Raw genomic sequence first — 18,068 nt, forward strand, 5'->3', positions numbered from 1 at the left:
CTGTAGTTTATACCGCTCTGCCCGATCCCCTAGGCAAGCGGACCCATCTCTTCTTCATAGGCGGCGCGGAGCGCTTGGCCGCGGGATTCGTCGTCGTCGTTAAAATAACGCAGCACGCGGGCCGGAACCCCAACCACAATGCAGTTGGCGGGGACATCACGCATAACGACGGCGCCGGCGCCCACAATCGAATTTTCACCGATGGTCACGCCCGGGCCGATGGTGGCGGAGGCACCGATCCACACGTTATCTCCAATGGTGATGGCGGTGCCGAATTCCAGGTCGGTTTCGGCGCGAACGCGCGGAGGAACCGGGTGCCGGGCGGTGGTGATAGTGACGCGCGGGCCGATGAGGACACGGCGGCCCAGGGTAATGGGGGCGACGTCGAGGAGAATCGCACCGGAGTTGATAAAGACCTCCGGGCCGATGTGAACATTGGCGCCGTAATCGCAGTGGACGGGCGGAACCACGGTGGCGCTGGGGTCGAAAGAACCGAAGAAACGGGCGGCGATGGTGCGGATCGTTTCGTTATCGGAAGGGTTGGTGGCATTCAGCTCGTGCTGGACAGTGAGGCCCTCGCGGCGGACGTGGGCTAGGTAAGGATCGTCGGCGATATACATTTTCCCGGCGACCATGCGCTCCCAGGTGGGCGAGGGCTGCGGCGCGGTGCGCTGGACGGGCGCGGGCGACGATTCCGGAACGGGCTGATTCGATTCGGTCATAGGTTCATTCTGGCATATCTGGGCTACCATCTATGGTGAACTCTTGTTCGCCCTTCGGAAGGGATGCGGTGGTGCGTTTCCCAGGTTTTCTACCCCGGCGGTGGCCGGCTGGACATCGTGGCCCAGCTGGCATGCTGCCATCTCGCAACGCGGCGGGCTCCGAACCGCTTGGAGAAATACTCCGCCACGCGGCAAGGCGCCCCGTCACCGCAGCAGCCTTGATAAGACCTCACCAGCAGCGGGCCGCTCAGCCGGCCCCCACATCAGAAAGGATGAATCATGCGCATTGCAATTATTGGAGCTAATGGCGCGGCCGGAAAGCTCCTCACTCAGGAAGCAGTTTCGCGCGGGCACGAAGTTATCGCCGTGACGCGCTCGGAAAACGAAACGGAGGCCCCGGTCTCGCTACGCCGCGATGTTTTCGATATTGAACGCGGGGATATTGCCGGCTTCGATGCCATGGTAGATGCCTTCACACCCAGCGCAGATGCCGGGGAGGACTTCCCCGAGCGCGCCGCACACCACCTCATTGAGTTGGTTTCCGGGCTGCCGACCCGGCTCATCGCGCTCGATAGCGGAGATGCGAAAGTCCCGGCGGCTTTGGAGGGTGCCCACATCGCCAAGTGGACGTACATCTCCCCGGAGATTACTTCCGCAGATCTGGCTGCGGGCGTGATTGACGAACTCGAGCGCGGCCCGCTGACTGCCCATATCCGCAAGCATCTCGTGGTGGGTGAGAAATAGAGCGTAGAGAAATCGGAGCGAGGAACGCACCGCAGAGAGCACATCTCCGCAAACACGAATAAGGGCCGCGCCTGGGAATCCGGGAGCGGCCCTTTTTGCACGTTTCGAGCATATTATGCACATTCTATTGCGTGGTTCGCTCACCTCAGCTAATCTATCCGTATATTTCGAACGAAATATATGTTCCGATAGGTGAGCGCGGAGGCGCGCCCTCCGAATATCTGTGAGTGCCACGCCCGCCCCGACCAGGGGCACGACACTCTCGGTAGCGTGTTCGGCAGGCCCGTACCACTCGCGATGCAAGGAAGCGATCGCGGCACCCCGCGCGGTGTTCCAGGAGTTTTTCATGATTACGTCCCCGCAGATGGCCCAGCGGCCCACTCGATATCGCTGGGTAGTCATGGCGATTATTTTCGTCACTTACGTTATTTGTATGGCCGATCGTTCTAATATCGGCACCCTGCTGCCCTTCATCAAAGAAGACTTCCACATGACCAATTCCCAGCAGGGTCTCATCGCTTCTATGTTCTTCCTCGGTTACGCGATTTCACAGATCCCAGCCGGTCTCATCATGGGCAAATTCGGGACCCGTAATATGGTGACGTTCGCGGTGCTATGTTTCTCCCTCGTTACCTTCCTCATGGGCTTTACCACCACGGCCATCGGCCTGATCGTGCTGCGTCTGCTTCTGGGTCTGACCGAAGGCCCCACTCCGGTAGGAATGACCTCCACTATTAATAACTGGTTCCCGAAACGGGAGAAAGGCACTGCCACCGGTATCTATATCGCTTCCACCCAGTTGGCACCGATGCTGGTTCCGCCTATCGTGGTGGTCCTCGCCCACAATATGGGCTGGCAGCATGTGTTCTGGGTCTTCGCAATTCCGGGTGCGATTATGGCCATCGTTTGGCATATTTTTGTGCGTTCTTATCCCCGCCAGTCTTCCCACGTCAACAAGGCCGAGCTCGCCCACATTGCCTCCGAAGAAGTGATCACCCAGACCAACCGCAAGGAAGCATCGTGGATGCCCAAGGTCGATAAGCTGATCCGTTACCGGAAGGTCAAGCGTCTGGAGACCAACGGCGATGTTATGCGCTCCTGGGATATCTGGGGTGACACCCTCGCGTACTTCTTCATGAACAACGTGCTTTATGGCATGCTGACTTGGATTCCCACCTACCTGGTGGATGCGCGCGGTTATGATGTCTTCGCCATGGGCTGGGTAGCTGCCTGCCCGGCGCTGGGCGGTATTATTGGCGCCCTCACCGGAGGTTGGGTTTCTGACCGTATCTTCGCGGGCCGACGCAAGCCAACTATGCTGCTGACCGCTCTGTTCACAGCGATTATGTTCGCCGTGGTCCTCATGGTTCCCAATAACATGTACGTGGTGGCACTCGCACTTATCCTTACAGGTTTCTGTCTCAATCTGGGCTGGCCGATGTTCACCGCCTACGCGATGAACCATTCCACCGAAAAAACCTACCCCTTCGCAATTTCGATTATTAACTCCGGTGGCAACCTGGGCGGATTCTTTGCTCCGCTTATCGTGGGTATGCTGCTTGATGCTACCGGTAGCTATAACGTGGCCTTCTCTTACTTCGTCGTCGTTCTGCTGCTCGCCTTCGTTATTCTGCTGACGCTGCGTGAGCCGAAGCCGCAGGCGGCGAGTGTTGGAAAGGAAGAAGCTTAATTATGAGTGCCGAAAGGAAAATTCTCTCCGGCGTGGTGGCCGACGACCTCACGGGCGCTACCACCACGGGAGCACTACTGGCGGCACGCGGGGTCAAGAATATTGTCAGCCTCAGCGACACGTCGAACTTAAGTTACGACGACGTTGACGCATTGCTTGTTTCCACCGATTCCCGCAGGCTCCCACCTGAGGAAGCTGCCTCCCGGGTACGTAATGCAACCCGCGATCTGGTGGCACGCGGGGCAACGATATTCTCTAAGCGCACTGATACTACGATGCGTGGCGGTATCGGTTACGAAATTGACGCCATGCGTGATGTGCTGGGCGAGGATTACATGGCTATTATCGTGCCGGCCATGCCCCCCTCGAAGCGCATTGTGGTGGCCGGATATTCACTTATCGATTCGCTGCTTCTAGCTCGCACCGGCGTGGCCAACGATATTCTCAGCCCAGTCAAGGAGTCGTACCTTCCCAAGTTATTGGCCGGGCAACTACGTGATGCCGTCGACCTTATCTGCATGAATACCGTGGTGGAAGGGCGCGACGCTATCCGCGCCGCCATGCAAAAATCCTATGATCGTGGCGTACGTAATATCCTCTGCGATTCAGTATCGAGCGAAGATGTTGCTGATATTGCCGCGGTGGTCAGCCAGCTCGGCTGGAAGGTTCTCTGCGTGGATCCGGGGTTATTTACCACGGAATACGCTGTGGCCCAAGGGATCCGAACCGAAGAGAAAAGGCCCAAAGCGCCACTACGCACCAAATCTCAGGAAAATGATCACGGCACGGTGGTGATCGTGGCGGGATCCGCAACCGCGACTACTCGCCAGCAGCTGGAATACATGCAGGAGGTGCCCGGCACGCATACCATCACTCTCCCCCATGATCCTTTTATTGGAGGTGGGCACGAATACGCCCAGGCGCGGGCAGAGGCTGTGGCACAGGCACGAAGGATTCTCGACGACGCCGCAGCAGGCAATGGGGAACCCGGACAGGTGCGGGTTATCATTATTACCCTCGATACCACGCTGAGCGGTACCGTCGTCGATATCAACCGGATTGAAGTGGCGAAGAACTTGCCAGCCGGCCAAGGCTCGCGCAATCTGGCGCAACACCTGGGCGAAGTTGCCCGCGATGTCATGGACATGCTCGGTAATCAGCTAGCAGGCGTGTATGCCACAGGAGGCGACACGCTTGTCAATACCTGCCACGCTATCGAGGCAAGCGGTATCGCACTGGAAGATTATGTGATTCCGCAATCAGATCAGGGCAGAATTGTGGGAGGTCCCTTCAATGGCCTTCCCATGGTGGGTAAAGGCGGACTCACCGGAACTGAACACACCGCACTTCGTATCGTCAACCGACTCTTTGATGAAAGGACCGTTTCATGACATCCGCAGCACACACCGTTGAGCCCAGCGAGCACGCGCGCACTCTGGCCGACCAGGCCCGCAAGGATCGCCGGCCCGTTACCGCAATTACCCTAGGGGATCCGGCCGGCGTTGGCCCGGAAATTGTGGTGGGAACCGTCTGCGATCCCAGCGTATACGAATGCGCTCGTCCCTTCGTGATTGGTAATCGCAAGGCTTTGGAACGCGCCGCGAAGATGGCCGGTAAGAAACTGGTGATCAACGAGATCTCTGAGCCGGAAGAAGCGAAGTTTGAGTTCGGTATCGTGGACCTCCTCGATACCGGAGTGCATTCTGATGCCGATATCAAGTTCGGAAAGATTCAACGCGAAGCCCAGCTACAGGCTTATTCCTATTTGGAAAAGGCGATTGAGCTGGGGAACCAGGGGAGACTGCACGCGGTGTCTACCGCCCCGACCCATAAGGAAGGGATGATGGAAGCCGGGGTGCGATACCCGGGGCAGACTGAGATTTTCCAGAATCTCACCCACTCCAAGTACGCGCTCACGATGTTCCACGTGCATAAGCTGCGGGTGTTTTTCCTATCGCGGCACGTGTCTCTACGTGATGCGGTGAATTTCGTAACCAAAGAGCACGTGCTTGATTTCCTGCGGAATATCCACGAGGAATTCGAGCGCATCGGTTTCGATAATCCTTCCATCGCGGTGGCGGGGCTCAACCCGCATAACGGCGACAATGGGATGTTTGGCCGTGAGGAAATTGAGGAGTTAGAGCCGGCAGTGGCTGCCGCCCGCGCCGAGGGCATTCGTGCCCGCGGCCCTTTCCCTGGCGACTCGATTTTCGCTTTCTCGCTGGACGGGCGCCACGACGCCATCCTTTCTCTCTACCACGATCAGGGCCATATTGCCTGCAAGACCCTCGACTTCGAGAAAGCCATCACCCTGACCCTCGGGCTGCCGTTTATGCGTTCCTCCGTGGATCACGGCACAGCTTACGATATCGCCGGCAAGGGCATCGCCAACACCGGTTCTATGGTGGAAGCTACCCGGGTATGCGCGGAATTTGCGTTGCGTAAACTCGACGGCGAAGCGCGCCGGGCCGCGCGGGCCTAAAACGGTGCGTGCTGATTCCACTACGTGGCTAGTACCGGTCGCGCGGTGAATGATAGCCACGCACAATTCGAGAGGACCGCGTTTCCACTCAGGTGGGACGCGGCCCTCTCTGGTCCGTATGGGCGCGACGCCGCATTTGCGTGAGCAGACCCGCGAATATTCCGGGCCATGCGTCCTTAACGTCAGTGTCACCGCGGGCTAAGATGAGCGATATCACTCAGATTTATAGGACACAGAAATCCGCTAAACCCAACATAATCTGAGAGTCATGCAGCTAGCCACGAGGTGAGAGAACACCGATGACCGCAACGGAAGAACCGCGCGCCCGCCGCGCACAGAACCGCAAAGTAGTCAAGCGCCGCGCCCGGATTTTAGAACTGCTAGCCGGGGGAGATGCACCGCTGCGCAATGAAGAACTCGCCCGGCATTTCGGTGTTTCCCTCGCGACCATCCGTCGGGATTTGAGTGAACTAGAAACCAGTGGGGAGCTATCCCGTACTTACGGCGGTGCGGTCTCTGCTCACCCGGAATTTCTTCACCTGGGCGGGATTACCCCCACGAATTTGGCCCGTAAAAAAGCAATTGCGAAGCGGGCCGCGGCTCTTATCGCTGATGATTCCCTCGTGATCCTAGATGCGGGAACCACCGCCGAGCAGCTTTCCTTTGCCCTCGATAACACGCGCCGCATCACCGTGATTACCAACGGGATTCGCCCGATTAACGCCCTGGCACTCCAGGATAAAGTGACGGTAGTGGTGCTCGGTGGAACCCTCGATATTGCACACGACTCAATTACCGGCGTCGATGCAGAAAAAATGCTCGAATCTATGCACGGCAATTATGCCTTTATGGGCGCGGTACAGATCTCCCCGGAACGCGGCATCGGCTCTCTCAGCTACGAGCAGGCGCGGCTCAAAACCCAGATGATGGCACATGCTTCCCAGGTCTACGTAATGGCAGACGCGGCGAAACTGCATAATCGCCCTTATCCATACTGGTCACCTTTTCCTAAACGCTGGACGCTAATTACTGATACCGACGCAGATGCCGAGATGCTGCGCCGCTTGCAGCGCTCGGGTGCTGAGGAAATTCTGCTCGCCAAGGTGTAGATTTTAAATGGCTCATGTCACAACGGCGAATGGCAGGAGGAACGATGATCATTTATTTTTCCGAGACTGGTACTACTGAAAAAGCAGCAGAACGCTTGCAGGGTATCGTCGGCGGCGAAGCGGTACGGATAGCCGCTGCGCAGCCCTACACGAATGAGGATTTGGATTGGCGGGTCGAGGACAGCCGGGCAAATCTGGAACAGCACGGTAAAATCGCAGCTCCCGGCCTTGCGGAACCTGTCGAGCTGGGAGGTGCCACGGAAGTATTCCTCGGTTTTCCGATCTGGTGGGGTATCCCGCCGAAAGTCGTGGATAGCTTCGTGAGCTCGCATGAGCTAGGAAACGCACGGGTACACCCCTTCTGCACCTCCGGAAGCTCACCGATGGACGAAGCCGAGGACTATCTACGCTCCGCTTTCCCGCAGATCGCGTGGACGAACGGACTGCGTTTCCACGACGGCCTCAGCGACGAAGAAATCCGCGCCTGGGCCGATGCGCGCTAGAGTCCCGAGCGCAGTTATTGCACTGAGCGGTACGCTCGGCACTCTTGCCGCCTGTTCGCTGGGTCAACCTTCCCCGGATGAACTGGCGGCATGCACCGGAACCGTTACACTCTCCCAGCTCAACCTCCCCGGGCCCTACGGGGTTTCCTGGACGGTTGAGTTTGCGGAGGGCGACACCGCCACCTTGACGTATAACGTTCCTGGAGGTGGCACGGGCCTGACCGAGGTGTATCGGGAATCTTTCCCGGTCGATGCGCAACCGCGGCGAGAGATGTGCATGCGGGCTGCGATGACGAAAGAAGCAGAACCCCTGCCGGGCGGGGCGACCGTCAGCTGGGATCTGGGGCCGGCTGGCTCCGGGCACACCAACGATGAGGAAGCAACTGTGTTCATGGAGCCGGTCATGCTCATGGTCACCCAAGAACGCCTGTGGGCCGCGAATGAGGCATATGAGCAGTACGCCGAGAACCGCTAGAGGAACCGCTTCATCATTCTCTTCACGAGAGAATCTTCAATCAGCTAGGCTCCACATTGGATAGCGGTGATTTACCTAGAGTGCGCCAACTTCTCGCACGCCCATGCCACCCCAGCTTCTCAAGATAGAGAAAAGAGAATCCTATGGTTAGCTTCTCCACTTTCACACGCAGCGGTGCCGCACTCGTGAGTATCGGCATTGCCCCGGCATTGAGTTCCTGCTCCTCGCAAGGGCAAGCCTTGCCAGAACAGATAGCAAAATGTACCGGCACTGTCACGGTGTCTCAGCTTGGGGTACCTGACCCCGAAGGGTTTTCGTAGACGGTTATCTTCGAGAAAGATGACACTGCAATACTCAGCTTCTCCGCCGGAGGGAAAGATACCCGACTGACCGAGGTATACGAAGATTCGTTCACTGTTGACACCAAACTTCGCAAGAAGATGTGTAAGGTAGTTGCAGCTCAACCGACCGCGGAAGCCGAAGAATCCGAAGATTCCACAGTGGAATGTGATTTATCGCCAGCCGGCTCAGGTAAAACGAGAGACAGCAAAGCCGACTTCCTCATGGGCCCGGTTCTCAAGATGATTCCCGAAAGCGCGCTCCTGGCCGGGTATGCGGCACACGAAGAATACGCCAAGAACCGCTAGGTGTGCGGGACGGCAGGCGCGGCATCGTCGTTCTTAATGTGGCGCGGCACGGAAACCTTATGCTGCCACAATGCGGATCATAAACGAGAAGAAGGCACCGCCGTCCCGGTTTCACCCAGCGCGGCGGTGCCTGTTCCGTAACATCGCGTTAATTTATGCTCCCGCTACTTCCTGTTCAAGGTCGTCGGTAATAACCTTGCCCATGGTTTCTGGCGTGGATAGGCACGCCAGAATGCCAAGGCCCATCATAATGGTGGTGAAGGTTAGTACCGGCCACCAACCGAAGCTACCCGGCCGCACGATAATGGCCGCGATCATCGGGGTGAAGCCCACGATGATATTGCCCAGCTGCGTGGAGACGGCATAGCCTGTCATTCGCAGGCGAGTCGGGAACATCTCGCTATACATCGGCGCCTGAACAACGTTTCCGCCGGTGGATACCAGCCCGATAATGAAGAGCAAAATAACCAGCAGCGGCACGCTCTTGATCTGAATTGCCCAGAAGATAACCGGGAACAGTGCCACGAGGCTGAACATCGAAATAAGGTACACCGGCCGGCGGCCGATCTTATCCGAGAGCGCTGCCCACAGTGGCTGAACCGGAACACCAATAACCATCGACACGGTGGCCAGAGTCAGCAAGGTCGAGCGCTCCCAACCCCAGTAAGTGGTGCCGTAGTTGAGCATGTAATTCGTGAGCAAAACGCCGGTGATTGCGAACTGGCCCATCGCCATAACGCGAATGACTTGCCGCCAGTGATTCTTGAAGAGGTCGCCGAGGCTCCCCTTATTTTTTCCGGAAGTCTTTTCCACCGAGTGCTGCGTGGTTTTACCCTGTTGGCGGGCGAGTGCCTCGTAAACATCGCGCGGTTCATCTGCCTTCGTCCGCACCCACAACGCGTAGAGCACCAGCGGAATAGCAATGAAGTAAGGGATCCGCCACCCCCAATCGAGAAGGAAGGACTCATTCCCTGACACGGGAATAAAAGCGGCAATACCAAGAAGCTGGCCGATAAGAAGTCCGTGCATGGTGAAAGCAACGAGACGGCCACGTTTCTCTGGCGGTGCCAGCTCGGACGTCATCGCTGTCGATCCGGCTTGCTCGCCACCCGCGGAGAATCCCTGAATAAGCCGCATAGCAATCAAAATAATGCCCGCAGTAGGGCCAATCGAGTCATAGGACGGCAAGAATCCAATAACGAGAGTTGCAAATCCCATTAACCCGAGAGTGAGGAGGAGCGTCTTCTTTCTCCCCCAGGTATCACCGAGGTGACCGAGCACGATAGCTCCGAGAGGCCGAGCGAGATACGCAACACCGAACGAGGCAAGCGAAGCGACATTCGCTAAGGTCGGATTATCCCCACCACCGAAGAAAACGGTAGGGAAGATAACCGCGGATGCGGTTCCGTACAGGCCAAAGTCATAGTATTCGGCAAGAGCGCCCCAAAAACCAGATTTTGCGGCTTTCTTGGCTGATTTTTCTACGTTCACTTTCTCGCCCGAGACCTTCATAGCTACATTCGATGCAAGACCACTCTCTGGCGACGATGCCGGCGTAGCACCTGGTGTCGTGTGTGGGTCCGTCATTGGTTATCCTTTCGCGCAACGGAGCTGCATTGCATCCGTTTTATGCGGTAAATCGTGGACGTTCCCTTACGTCCATCAGCTAGCGTACTAAGAGCATGGTGATTAAAACCGCCTCACTGCGGGTGAATTACACGTTCTCTCTTCGTACCATCAGACGAGTAGACTAGTCCGTAATTACCGGAAGTAATACTCAAAAATCCGTGTAGCGAATGGCGGGGCGGAATGCGAACAAACCTACAATTCTCACAGCGTTTGACGGATGCAATTCAGGCGCTCCACGCAGCTGATGACCGGCGGGCCATCGCACGCTATTTCGTTGCCTTACTTGCGGATGTGGCACCTAATTCAGACTACATTTCTTTCCACGTATTCTTGCCACGCCAGAATATCTTTGCGGTACTGGGTGTATACGGTCTACGCCATTATAATTCGACTCTCCTGGTGGAAGCTGATTCACCCTTCGGAAGAACTCTTGACTGCCGCGAACAGTACTGGGCCCGTACTCCGGCCGAGGTAGCTCGCCTGTATTCCTTCCCGGATGATTCTTCGCTTGCCTACGAACGAACCCGACCGCTATTCCACTCGGCTTCCGCAGCCACTCACACGTCCGCGGTTATTCAGCCCTGCATCATCGGGGAAGAATTAGAGGGAACTATCTGGCTGGAATCCCACTCGCGAGCCGGAGCTTTTTCGACAACAGATCGGTTGCGCATTTCCCAGCTTTCCACCCTTGCGGCGTTACTTCTGCGCACCGCACCTCACGCAACTATTCTCAATTCTGACGGTTTAGCGGAGGTATGGGATGTACTTCTTACCACCCCCACTCAGCTCACTGCGGACACACCTGAGAATTCGACCCCTGAAAGTACGCCACCACGAACCGAATCGAGACACGCACCTGCGCTTACGCCCCGCGAAAGGGAGGTATTAACGCAAGTAGCATTGGGACTTACTAATTCCGAAGCAGCCTGCGCTCTGCATGTATCTATCAATACGGTGCGCAGCCATCGCCGCACCCTCATGCGAAAACTCGGAGCACACAATGTAGTGGAGCTTCTTGACACAGCGGAACGCTATGGAATGCTATCGAACTCGTAGAGAGACTAGTCCCTAACAGCTACTGGAAGGCGTTTTCACCCCAATGGGACAAGCTAATTCAGCGTTTGGACTCTATGCTGGCACTTAATCGCACAGGAGATTATTTCGAGGGAGAAATGATGAACGCACCGACATTGTCAGTACCAGTTCCCGCTGCCACAGGCCCAATTGCAGTCAACAATGAGAGCTATCCCTTTTCTGCAATGCGGTTCGCACGCGAACCACTAGATTTAGCCTCGTACGGATACGTTGAGGAGGAGTATTTCCTTTCCGGTACCGCAAACGTTTATGGTTTCACTCCGGAGGAAGACACCCGCATAATCGTCGAAAAAGAGGGAATTCCATACTGTACCCGCGTACTGGTGCGGCGCCCAGCTAAGGAAAGTTCACCGACCGCATGGGTATCTATTTTGAATGCCTCGCAGGGATACGACATCGAAGACGATTGGAGGCGGGCCTGGGACTACCTTATGGACAAGCGGCACACCTATGTTGCCGTGACGGCCAAACCCATCCAGATCTCCGCCTTGCACACCTTTGATCCGGAGCGCTACAGACAGCTCAACTGGGGCGGAAAACCGCGCCAGATCGATGCCGCAGAGCCGGGATGGAATCCTTTTATGCAGCTTGACGAGTGCGAAGAGGGCCTGGCCTGGGATGTGATCGCGCAGGTGTCCGCGTGGCTACGATCCTCGAACAGCCCTGTGAGCCTAGAGCGCGTCTTCCTTATCGGCCAGTCCCAATCCTCGGTGTATACCAATACATATCTCACCTACTTCCACAATCTGTTACGGCTAGCCGACGATGCACCTACCTATGACGGTTATGCTCCCGGGGTCGGATCTGTGTTTGTCAAAGCTATTAACCAGCACAAGTCCGGGATCCCGCCGCAAATGCTGAGCGGCGTAGATCTTGATGCACCTGGGACTGGGGAGAAACAAGCAGCCTTTGTCCCCTACCTCGTTGAGCCCGCCCAACTTGATGTTCCGATTATCAGCACCTCCTCGGAGGCTGATGTGAGCCTCTTCGGCGCTGGTCCCGAATCTTTCCGCCTAGGGGACGGACCGTTGCGCCGGCATTGGCATGTGAAGCGTTCACCACATTCGGATGCCCGTTCGCGTGTTATCCCACAAAATTCGGAAGTGGTCAAGGCGAAGCGGCGCCCACGCCAGATGGATACCGCGTTCCTCGAATCCCTCAGTGCGCTTCCCATTGAACCGATTATTACCGGGTCCATGGCCGCGGTAGAAAAGTGGGCAGCGGAGGGGGTACCGGCTGCACCTTCCACCTGGTTCGATGCCGAAAATGGGCAGTGGGTAAAAGATGGCGCCGGGCTGCTTTCGGGTGGGATTGAATTGGGACTCCTCGCTCATCCGATCGCGGATTTCCTCCCCGGAGCGCCCGAAAATCCCGTGTACGGCCTCATGACCTTGCATGCGCGCGAGTCGATTCTCAAGCGTTTTTCTTCTTTCGAGGGCTACCGGGCCGCCTGCGATGAAGTCGATGACGCGCTGGAAAAGGCGGGTTATCTTGAGCCTGTGGGCCGCCGCTTGCTCCACGCCGTGGAACGCGAGCTGTGGGAGCGCGCGGTGGAAGGCGCACCGGCTCCCCTGAGTTCACCGCAAGGTCGGTAGCAGCGCCCGGGTTGCCAGGGCGGAACGCGCCGCGGCGTCGCCGTTAATCCCGCGCGCTCAGGGCACCGGATTCTTCCAGGTAGCTCTCCCAATGGGGTGAAGCCGGCACCTGCCTGACCTGCCGGGAGGCCAGCATGAGCACGGCCGCGAGCGCGGTGGGAATCGCGAAGGAGATTTGGGTGAGTTCCCATCCGATCATCCCAATCCCCCAGCCGGCCAGCGCGGGGGCGAAAGCCGCGGCTCCGGAGGCGAAGAACTGGCTGACCGAACCCACGCGGCCCATCAGCTCATTGGGCGTCATGAGCGTGACCAGGCCCATCACCGCGGCATTGACGGCGGGGATAATCAGGCCCATTAATGCGTACATCGCGCCGATCCACCCCAAACCGGGAAGGAAAGGAACAATGGCGACGACGCCGGCGCACATGAGGAATCCGGCGATGATGAGAATTCCGGAGGGGACCCGCGCGACGAGACGCGCGGCAACCACCGCCCCGGCAAGCGCCCCGCACCCGAGCGCGGTGGCGAGCAGGCCGATGAGCGCCGGCTCCACCCCGCGGTCGGCGAGGCCGAGGGTCACGCTCATCATCATGCCTGCCCACCCCAGGTTGAGCAGGCAGGCGCAGATAAGAAGCACTCGGACCACGGCGCGTTCCCACATCCACCGTAGCGACTCGTTGAATTCCGCGAGCGCACGGGAGATGCGGCCGGTACGAACAGGGCGCGCAGAGTTGTCCGAGTTCTCAGGGCACCTGGCACTGCTGGAGCACTCAGCGCCGCCGGAACACTCAGCGCCGCCGGAACGCCCGGGCCGGTAATCCCCGCGCATGAGGAGCGTAGCCCCCATGCTCGCCAGCTGCCCGACGATTTGCGCGAGAGCGGGGACGTAGAGGTGGATGGCAAGAAGCGCTCCGCCGGCCGGGCCGGTGGCGAGGGTGACCGCGGCATCGCGCCCCTGATTCGCAGCCACGGCGTTGGGAAGAAGTCGCCCGGGAACCACCTGTTTGAGCATGGAATTTGAGGCCGGGGAAAGCAGGGAGTTACGCAGGCGGTCGAGGAAAGCAAGAACGGCAAGATTGAGCACGTTCGCGGTGCCACTGAGCAACAGAGCTACCAGCGCAACCTGCGCGAGCGCCCCTAGGCCAGACGAGACCAAGCGGAGGGTACGCCGGTTATGGCGGTCGGCCAATACCCCGCCGGGAAGAATACCCAGCAACGTACCTACGCCTTGGAAGAATCCCACCGTTCCGGCGTGTACAGGAGAGCCGGTCACCGCCAGGCAGACCAGCGGGAAGGCGAACATCGCGATCCCCGCGCCCAGGTCCTGGAGCAGATCGCCGGTAAACCAGGCCCGGTATTCACGGGATGCCCAGATGGTGGCAGGTTCACGCTCTGATGCGGTCACCTGTTCCGTTGCTATAACTGTCCCATTGTCCGTACCTGACATGAGGTCTCCTTACGTGCTGATGAGCCGAATACCTCGGCCTCCACCTCCCACTATAATTACGCAAGAATTATTGCGCAACATTTGTTGCGTATGTGGGCAAGTCCGTTGTTCCAGCTACAATGATTCTATGGCTTCTTCTGACAGCACTGCCGAATCACGTGACACTCCCGAAATGACCAGCGCCGATTCGGGCAGCGCGCCCACCGCGGGCACCACCACGGGAACCACCACGCCGGAAACGGTGGCTCGCCTCAACCGGGAGCAGCTGCGGGCCCTATCTCACCCGGTCCGCTTGAGCCTGCTCCACACTCTCAGCCGACTAGGCCACGCGCGCGCCGCGGATTTGGCTGAGGAACTGGAGCTTCCCGCCAATTCCATGAGCTATCACCTGCGAATTTTGGCCCGCGGTGGGCTGATTCGCGAGGATCCGACCCGGGCGCGCGATAAGCGTGATCGGGTGTGGACCCTCACTTCCCCGCGCATGGCCACCGATTCCAGCCTGCCCAATTCGGAGTATTCCAAAAGCGTGACCGCGGCCGGCACCGCGATTCTGGAATGGGCCACCTCACTGTGGCTGGCCGCCATGACCGCCCGCACTAACCACCCGGAGGAGCGGCCGCTGTTCACCAGTTTGCACCCGGCGGAAGTCCTTCTCACACGTGAGCAGGCCGCCGATCTTTCCAAGAAAATGTATGAACTCGTGGAAGAATATCGGGTGGATAATGAGGCGGGCGCGGCAACCCGCCCGAATAACTCTTCTGATTCTTCCAAGAAAGCCACACCCGAAAACGCCACTCCCTTTGTGACACTCCAGGCTATTATCCCGCGCAGCCCTGGCCACAACACGCACGCAAGTACCCGCTAGCAAAGGAGCGCAATGAGGCATTCCGCGTTATCGTATTCAGTTTCCGGGGCTCCCATCGAGGGCACCATCGTTGCTTTTCACGGGGTGACAGATTGCGCCGCCTCGTTACACAGCCTCGCCGCGCATTACGGGCGTGATTACCGAGTGGTGCTCTGCGATCTGCTCGGCCACGGACTCTCGGCCCGTTTCGCCAAGGACGACCTGGCCGATCCCTTCACCGCCCTCGTTGCCAGCGCAACCGATGTGGTGGTGCGCGCCGCCGCCGGCACTCCCGCACGCCAGATCCTCCTCATGGGGCACTCCCTAGGCGGTGCGGTCGCCGCGCATATTGCCGCAGCTCACCCGGCGCTCATCGCGGGTCTGGTGCTTGAAGACCCCGCGCTCCTCACCCCGGAGCAGGCCCGTACCTACCGCGAGGCCGCCGAAGATCTTGGCAAAACCCAGGAGCGCGTGCGCGAGTATCTACCCGAAGCTATCGCGTCATTGCGCGAATCGTATACCACCTGGACCCCCTCCGAATACGCCGGCTGGGCACAGGGTAAGACCGAGGTGGACCTCGATTTCATTGCCACCGGCGTGGTGGGCCGCCCCGGGCGCGCGGTGCTTGGCCAGCTAAGCATGCCCACCCTCCTCGTGACCGGCGACGGCGACGATGTGCTCTTCGGCGCCACCGGCATCGAGGCACTGACTGAGCATCACAATCCGCACCTGCGCGGGGCGGTCATCCCGCACTCCACCCATACGGTCCGCCGCGACCAGGAGAGCGCTTTCTACGCCGCGGTGGACCCCTTCCTTGCCGAGTGCGCGAAGGCGCAGAAGCGCCCGCAGCCTTACCTCGATCCGCAGCTCACGCCTTTGCTCGCGGGCGTGCCCGAGCAAACCACCTGGGATGCTCCGGCGATGCGCGCGGAAGGCGAAGCGCTGCTGGGTGCCGAACCGGAACTGCCCTCGGGTATCCGCCGCGAGGTTGTGGTGGAGAACGGCCTGGAGCTGCGTATCTTCCACCCCGATAGCACGACGCCGCCGCAGCCCCGCGTGGTGCTGTCTTTGCATGGCGGCGGTTACGTTGCGGGCCGCGCCCGCTACGACGACGCCCGCAATGCTGAGATCGCCCAGCTGGCCGAGGCCACCGTGGTGGTTCCCGATTACCGGCTGGCACCCGAGCATCCTTTCCCAGCAGCGGTGGACGACTGCCGGGCTGCGCTCGCTTATATTACGCGGGTTTTCCCGGGTGCACCCGTGCTGGTTTTCGGAGATTCGGCCGGGGCCGGCTTGGCCGATCAGGTGCTGCGCTTCGCGCAGCCAGAGGAACTGGCGGGCTTGTGCGGCGTCGTCGCCCTCGAACCGTGCGTGAGCCCGCGCCTCGATACGCTCTCCTATCGAACCTATCGCGACGGCCCCGTATGGACGCGGGAGGCCGCGGCCGCGGCGTGGAACGCCTACGCTGACGATTCCGGGTACCGCGCCGAGCCACTTTCCGCAGGTAGCGGCCCGTATTCAGGGTTGCCGATGCTGCTTGTGGTCAATCCGGTTGATCCGCTGCGCGACGAGGGCCTCGACTGGGCGCGCGACCTCATGGACGCCGGCGCGGCCGTGGAACTCCACATGTATCCGGGGACTTTCCATGCGATGCTATGTTCCCCCGGCACGAAGGTGTGGGAGCAGGTACGCGCGCGAATAAGTGAGTTTATTGCGACTGCGTTTGCCGGGCGTTAGGAGCAATCTCTCTGAAGGCCAGAGATTTCACAATGTCCTTGAACGCCGTTTGAAGAAGCGCTGGATCGCCGTCTTCTAATACCACGCGGAGATAAACCGCAATATCTTCCTGCCGCCTCCAGCATAGGGCCCTGCGGCCAAGTTAGTTACATTTCTATGTCATTTCAGAATTGCGGGGGAACAATCATTATGACTGCTCCCCCGTCTCTATTTTCTGCACTATCTTCTGCCCGGTGCCCGCTTAAGCTGTCAACACCCTGGCCGGATTCTCGTACAGTAACTTGTGCAGATCACTTTCGCTCACGCCTTCCTGGCGCAACAGGTCAATGACGACCGTTGGAACGAAGGCAAATCCATTACCGCCATTCTGAGTCCACATTTGCTTGAGGAAGAGATCGTGACTGAGGATAATCTGATCCGCGTACCCATCAGCTATGAGGTCAGCAAGAACACTCACAGTTTCGTTAACTGACGGAGATACACCTTCTTTCGGGAAGGTGATATCCAGGCCGATCATGTCGAATTCCAGCCACACTCCCCTATCGAGGAGCCGACGCTGGTAATCCTTATCAGCACCGGAAGGATCCGAGTGGGCAAGGGAAACCTTATGCGGCGCCACGCCCTGCGCAAAGACCAGGTCCAGAACCTCATCTCCGCGCCGTTGCCACCCGGGCATATGAATATTGAGCGCTACGGTCGGATTATTTGTTTGAGCAAGGGCTCCGGCAAGCAAGGACGCATGTTCCCCTTCTGTAAAGAAGGGAGATACCCCTATCTCACCGATCATGCCGGCTTTAATCTTCCGGTCGCCACCCTCCGACTTTTCCGCCGCACTGCCCGGAGCGGTATCAATTGCCGGAATACCCTCATTGATATCGGCATCAATTTCTTCCGCAATGGCGTCAACGCTACGCGCGGTAATGCGTTCGCCTTCGAACTTTTCAAGATATGGCCCGGTCGACATAACAACGTTGAGTCCAGTCACTTCCGCAACTTTTAGTAAGCGCGCCGGGTTACGGCCGATGCTGACGGTTCCAGTTGCGTCAACGATAGTCTGCCCGCCGAGCTCAGCAAATTTACGGACTTCCAGGATCACATCCTGAGCCGGCTTATCCGCCATATTATCCGCGTTGCAGTACGGATCTTGGCGCAGGCCATACATAAGATCCGGCGTGACTTTCTTGCCGACTATTTCCTTGGAGAACTCGTAATAGGGCTCATCCACAACCGAGGACAAGTCATTGAAAAGGTGTTCGTGGGGAAGTGTCATCCCCATATCTTGAGCCTTGATAATTCCGCGAACGGTTTGCAGTTCGCCGTTCTTCAGTTGAGACATTGCAGCTGTCCTT

Annotated in this window: 16 protein-coding genes; 12 read left to right on the top strand and 4 right to left on the bottom strand. The window is 58.6% G+C overall.

Features of this window, described 5'->3' with window-relative positions; translation table 11 throughout:
• Positions 1-29: 29 nt before the first annotated feature.
• The gene (locus AC5RK6_RS00260; RefSeq protein ID WP_274733939.1) at positions 30-722 is read right to left on the bottom strand and encodes a sugar O-acetyltransferase; all 693 of its coding nucleotides are present in this window, start codon (positions 720-722) and stop codon (positions 30-32) included.
• A 279-nt stretch (positions 723-1,001) separates the two neighbouring features.
• On the opposite strand from AC5RK6_RS00260, the gene AC5RK6_RS00265 reads away from it, so the two are divergent.
• From AC5RK6_RS00265 to AC5RK6_RS00300, 8 genes are all read left to right on the top strand, one after another.
• The gene (locus tag AC5RK6_RS00265; protein ID WP_274733940.1) at positions 1,002-1,466 is read left to right on the top strand and encodes an NAD(P)-dependent oxidoreductase; all 465 of its coding nucleotides are present in this window, start codon (positions 1,002-1,004) and stop codon (positions 1,464-1,466) included.
• 346 nt (positions 1,467-1,812) lie between these two features.
• A complete protein-coding gene (locus AC5RK6_RS00270) occupies positions 1,813-3,156 on the top strand; it encodes an MFS transporter (protein ID WP_274736150.1) in 1,344 nt (447 codons plus the stop codon).
• A 2-nt stretch (positions 3,157-3,158) separates the two neighbouring features.
• A complete protein-coding gene (locus AC5RK6_RS00275; RefSeq protein WP_274755773.1) occupies positions 3,159-4,547 on the top strand; it encodes a four-carbon acid sugar kinase family protein in 1,389 nt (462 codons plus the stop codon).
• Positions 4,544-5,638, top strand: coding sequence for a 4-hydroxythreonine-4-phosphate dehydrogenase PdxA (gene pdxA, locus AC5RK6_RS00280; RefSeq protein WP_274755772.1), 1,095 nt, complete (start codon positions 4,544-4,546; stop codon positions 5,636-5,638). Before AC5RK6_RS00275 ends, pdxA begins: the two co-directional genes overlap by 4 nt.
• 299 nt (positions 5,639-5,937) lie before the next feature.
• Entirely contained in the window at positions 5,938-6,747 is an 810-nt protein-coding gene (locus AC5RK6_RS00285; RefSeq protein ID WP_274733945.1) for a DeoR/GlpR family DNA-binding transcription regulator, read from the top strand.
• Between the two features lie 44 nt (positions 6,748-6,791).
• Positions 6,792-7,250 (top strand): flavodoxin, encoded by a 459-nt coding sequence (locus AC5RK6_RS00290; RefSeq protein ID WP_274733947.1) that lies wholly within the window; start codon positions 6,792-6,794, stop codon positions 7,248-7,250.
• Complete coding sequence (locus tag AC5RK6_RS00295) at positions 7,240-7,725, top strand: hypothetical protein (protein ID WP_274736153.1); 486 nt, start codon at positions 7,240-7,242, stop codon at positions 7,723-7,725. Before AC5RK6_RS00290 ends, AC5RK6_RS00295 begins: the two co-directional genes overlap by 11 nt.
• Before the next feature lie 440 nt (positions 7,726-8,165).
• Positions 8,166-8,372: a hypothetical protein gene (locus tag AC5RK6_RS00300; protein WP_274736154.1), complete on the top strand. Its 207-nt coding sequence runs from the start codon at positions 8,166-8,168 to the stop codon at positions 8,370-8,372.
• 153 nt (positions 8,373-8,525) lie between these two features.
• On the opposite strand, the gene AC5RK6_RS00305 is transcribed toward AC5RK6_RS00300, so the two are convergent.
• Positions 8,526-9,884, bottom strand: a complete 1,359-nt coding sequence (locus tag AC5RK6_RS00305) for an MFS transporter (RefSeq protein ID WP_274755771.1) — start codon at positions 9,882-9,884, stop codon at positions 8,526-8,528.
• A 327-nt stretch (positions 9,885-10,211) separates the two neighbouring features.
• Here AC5RK6_RS00305 and AC5RK6_RS00310 point away from each other — a divergent pair, with 327 nt between their 5' ends.
• Together AC5RK6_RS00310 and AC5RK6_RS00315 are read left to right on the top strand one after the other, a co-directional pair.
• Positions 10,212-11,057, top strand: a complete 846-nt coding sequence (locus tag AC5RK6_RS00310; RefSeq protein WP_274735198.1) for a helix-turn-helix transcriptional regulator — start codon at positions 10,212-10,214, stop codon at positions 11,055-11,057.
• 119 nt (positions 11,058-11,176) lie between these two features.
• Entirely contained in the window at positions 11,177-12,691 is a 1,515-nt protein-coding gene (locus AC5RK6_RS00315; RefSeq protein WP_274735199.1) for an alpha/beta hydrolase domain-containing protein, read from the top strand.
• Positions 12,692-12,734: 43 nt separating this feature from the next.
• Here the strand turns inward: AC5RK6_RS00315 and AC5RK6_RS00320 are convergent, their stop codons facing one another.
• Positions 12,735-14,138 carry an MFS transporter gene (locus AC5RK6_RS00320; RefSeq protein WP_274735201.1) on the bottom strand — a complete coding sequence of 468 codons (1,404 nt, stop codon included), beginning with the start codon at positions 14,136-14,138 and terminating at the stop codon, positions 12,735-12,737.
• 127 nt (positions 14,139-14,265) lie between these two features.
• Here AC5RK6_RS00320 and AC5RK6_RS00325 point away from each other — a divergent pair, with 127 nt between their 5' ends.
• On the top strand, positions 14,266-15,003 hold the full coding sequence (locus tag AC5RK6_RS00325; RefSeq protein WP_274735202.1) for an ArsR/SmtB family transcription factor: 738 nt from the start codon (positions 14,266-14,268) through the stop codon (positions 15,001-15,003).
• Positions 15,004-15,015: 12 nt separating this feature from the next.
• Complete coding sequence (locus AC5RK6_RS00330; protein ID WP_274778614.1) at positions 15,016-16,719, top strand: alpha/beta hydrolase; 1,704 nt, start codon at positions 15,016-15,018, stop codon at positions 16,717-16,719.
• 241 nt (positions 16,720-16,960) lie between these two features.
• Here AC5RK6_RS00330 and AC5RK6_RS00335 read toward each other — a convergent pair whose 3' ends face one another.
• A complete protein-coding gene (locus AC5RK6_RS00335; protein WP_274733960.1) occupies positions 16,961-18,055 on the bottom strand; it encodes a phosphotriesterase family protein in 1,095 nt (364 codons plus the stop codon).
• Positions 18,056-18,068 lie beyond the last annotated feature (13 nt).

Source organism: Actinotignum sp. usb-actsch-213 (genome assembly GCF_059085665.1).

What these genes read in the sequence shown, in the direction of transcription:
- AC5RK6_RS00330 (WP_274778614.1), top strand. Translation starts at nt 15,016, where the DNA reads ATGAGGCATTCCGCGTTATCGTATTCAGTTTCCGGGGCTCCCATCGAG.
- AC5RK6_RS00265 (WP_274733940.1), top strand. Translation starts at nt 1,002, where the DNA reads ATGCGCATTGCAATTATTGGAGCTAATGGCGCGGCCGGAAAGCTCCTC.
- AC5RK6_RS00335 (WP_274733960.1), bottom strand. Translation starts at nt 18,055, where the DNA reads ATGTCTCAACTGAAGAACGGCGAACTGCAAACCGTTCGCGGAATTATC.
- AC5RK6_RS00325 (WP_274735202.1), top strand. Translation starts at nt 14,266, where the DNA reads ATGGCTTCTTCTGACAGCACTGCCGAATCACGTGACACTCCCGAAATG.
- AC5RK6_RS00270 (WP_274736150.1), top strand. Translation starts at nt 1,813, where the DNA reads ATGATTACGTCCCCGCAGATGGCCCAGCGGCCCACTCGATATCGCTGG.
- pdxA (WP_274755772.1), top strand. Translation starts at nt 4,544, where the DNA reads ATGACATCCGCAGCACACACCGTTGAGCCCAGCGAGCACGCGCGCACT.
- AC5RK6_RS00285 (WP_274733945.1), top strand. Translation starts at nt 5,938, where the DNA reads ATGACCGCAACGGAAGAACCGCGCGCCCGCCGCGCACAGAACCGCAAA.
- AC5RK6_RS00275 (WP_274755773.1), top strand. Translation starts at nt 3,159, where the DNA reads ATGAGTGCCGAAAGGAAAATTCTCTCCGGCGTGGTGGCCGACGACCTC.
- AC5RK6_RS00300 (WP_274736154.1), top strand. Translation starts at nt 8,166, where the DNA reads ATGTGTAAGGTAGTTGCAGCTCAACCGACCGCGGAAGCCGAAGAATCC.
- AC5RK6_RS00320 (WP_274735201.1), bottom strand. Translation starts at nt 14,138, where the DNA reads ATGTCAGGTACGGACAATGGGACAGTTATAGCAACGGAACAGGTGACC.
- AC5RK6_RS00295 (WP_274736153.1), top strand. Translation starts at nt 7,240, where the DNA reads ATGCGCGCTAGAGTCCCGAGCGCAGTTATTGCACTGAGCGGTACGCTC.
- AC5RK6_RS00315 (WP_274735199.1), top strand. Translation starts at nt 11,177, where the DNA reads ATGAACGCACCGACATTGTCAGTACCAGTTCCCGCTGCCACAGGCCCA.
- AC5RK6_RS00305 (WP_274755771.1), bottom strand. Translation starts at nt 9,884, where the DNA reads ATGAAGGTCTCGGGCGAGAAAGTGAACGTAGAAAAATCAGCCAAGAAA.
- AC5RK6_RS00290 (WP_274733947.1), top strand. Translation starts at nt 6,792, where the DNA reads ATGATCATTTATTTTTCCGAGACTGGTACTACTGAAAAAGCAGCAGAA.
- AC5RK6_RS00260 (WP_274733939.1), bottom strand. Translation starts at nt 722, where the DNA reads ATGACCGAATCGAATCAGCCCGTTCCGGAATCGTCGCCCGCGCCCGTC.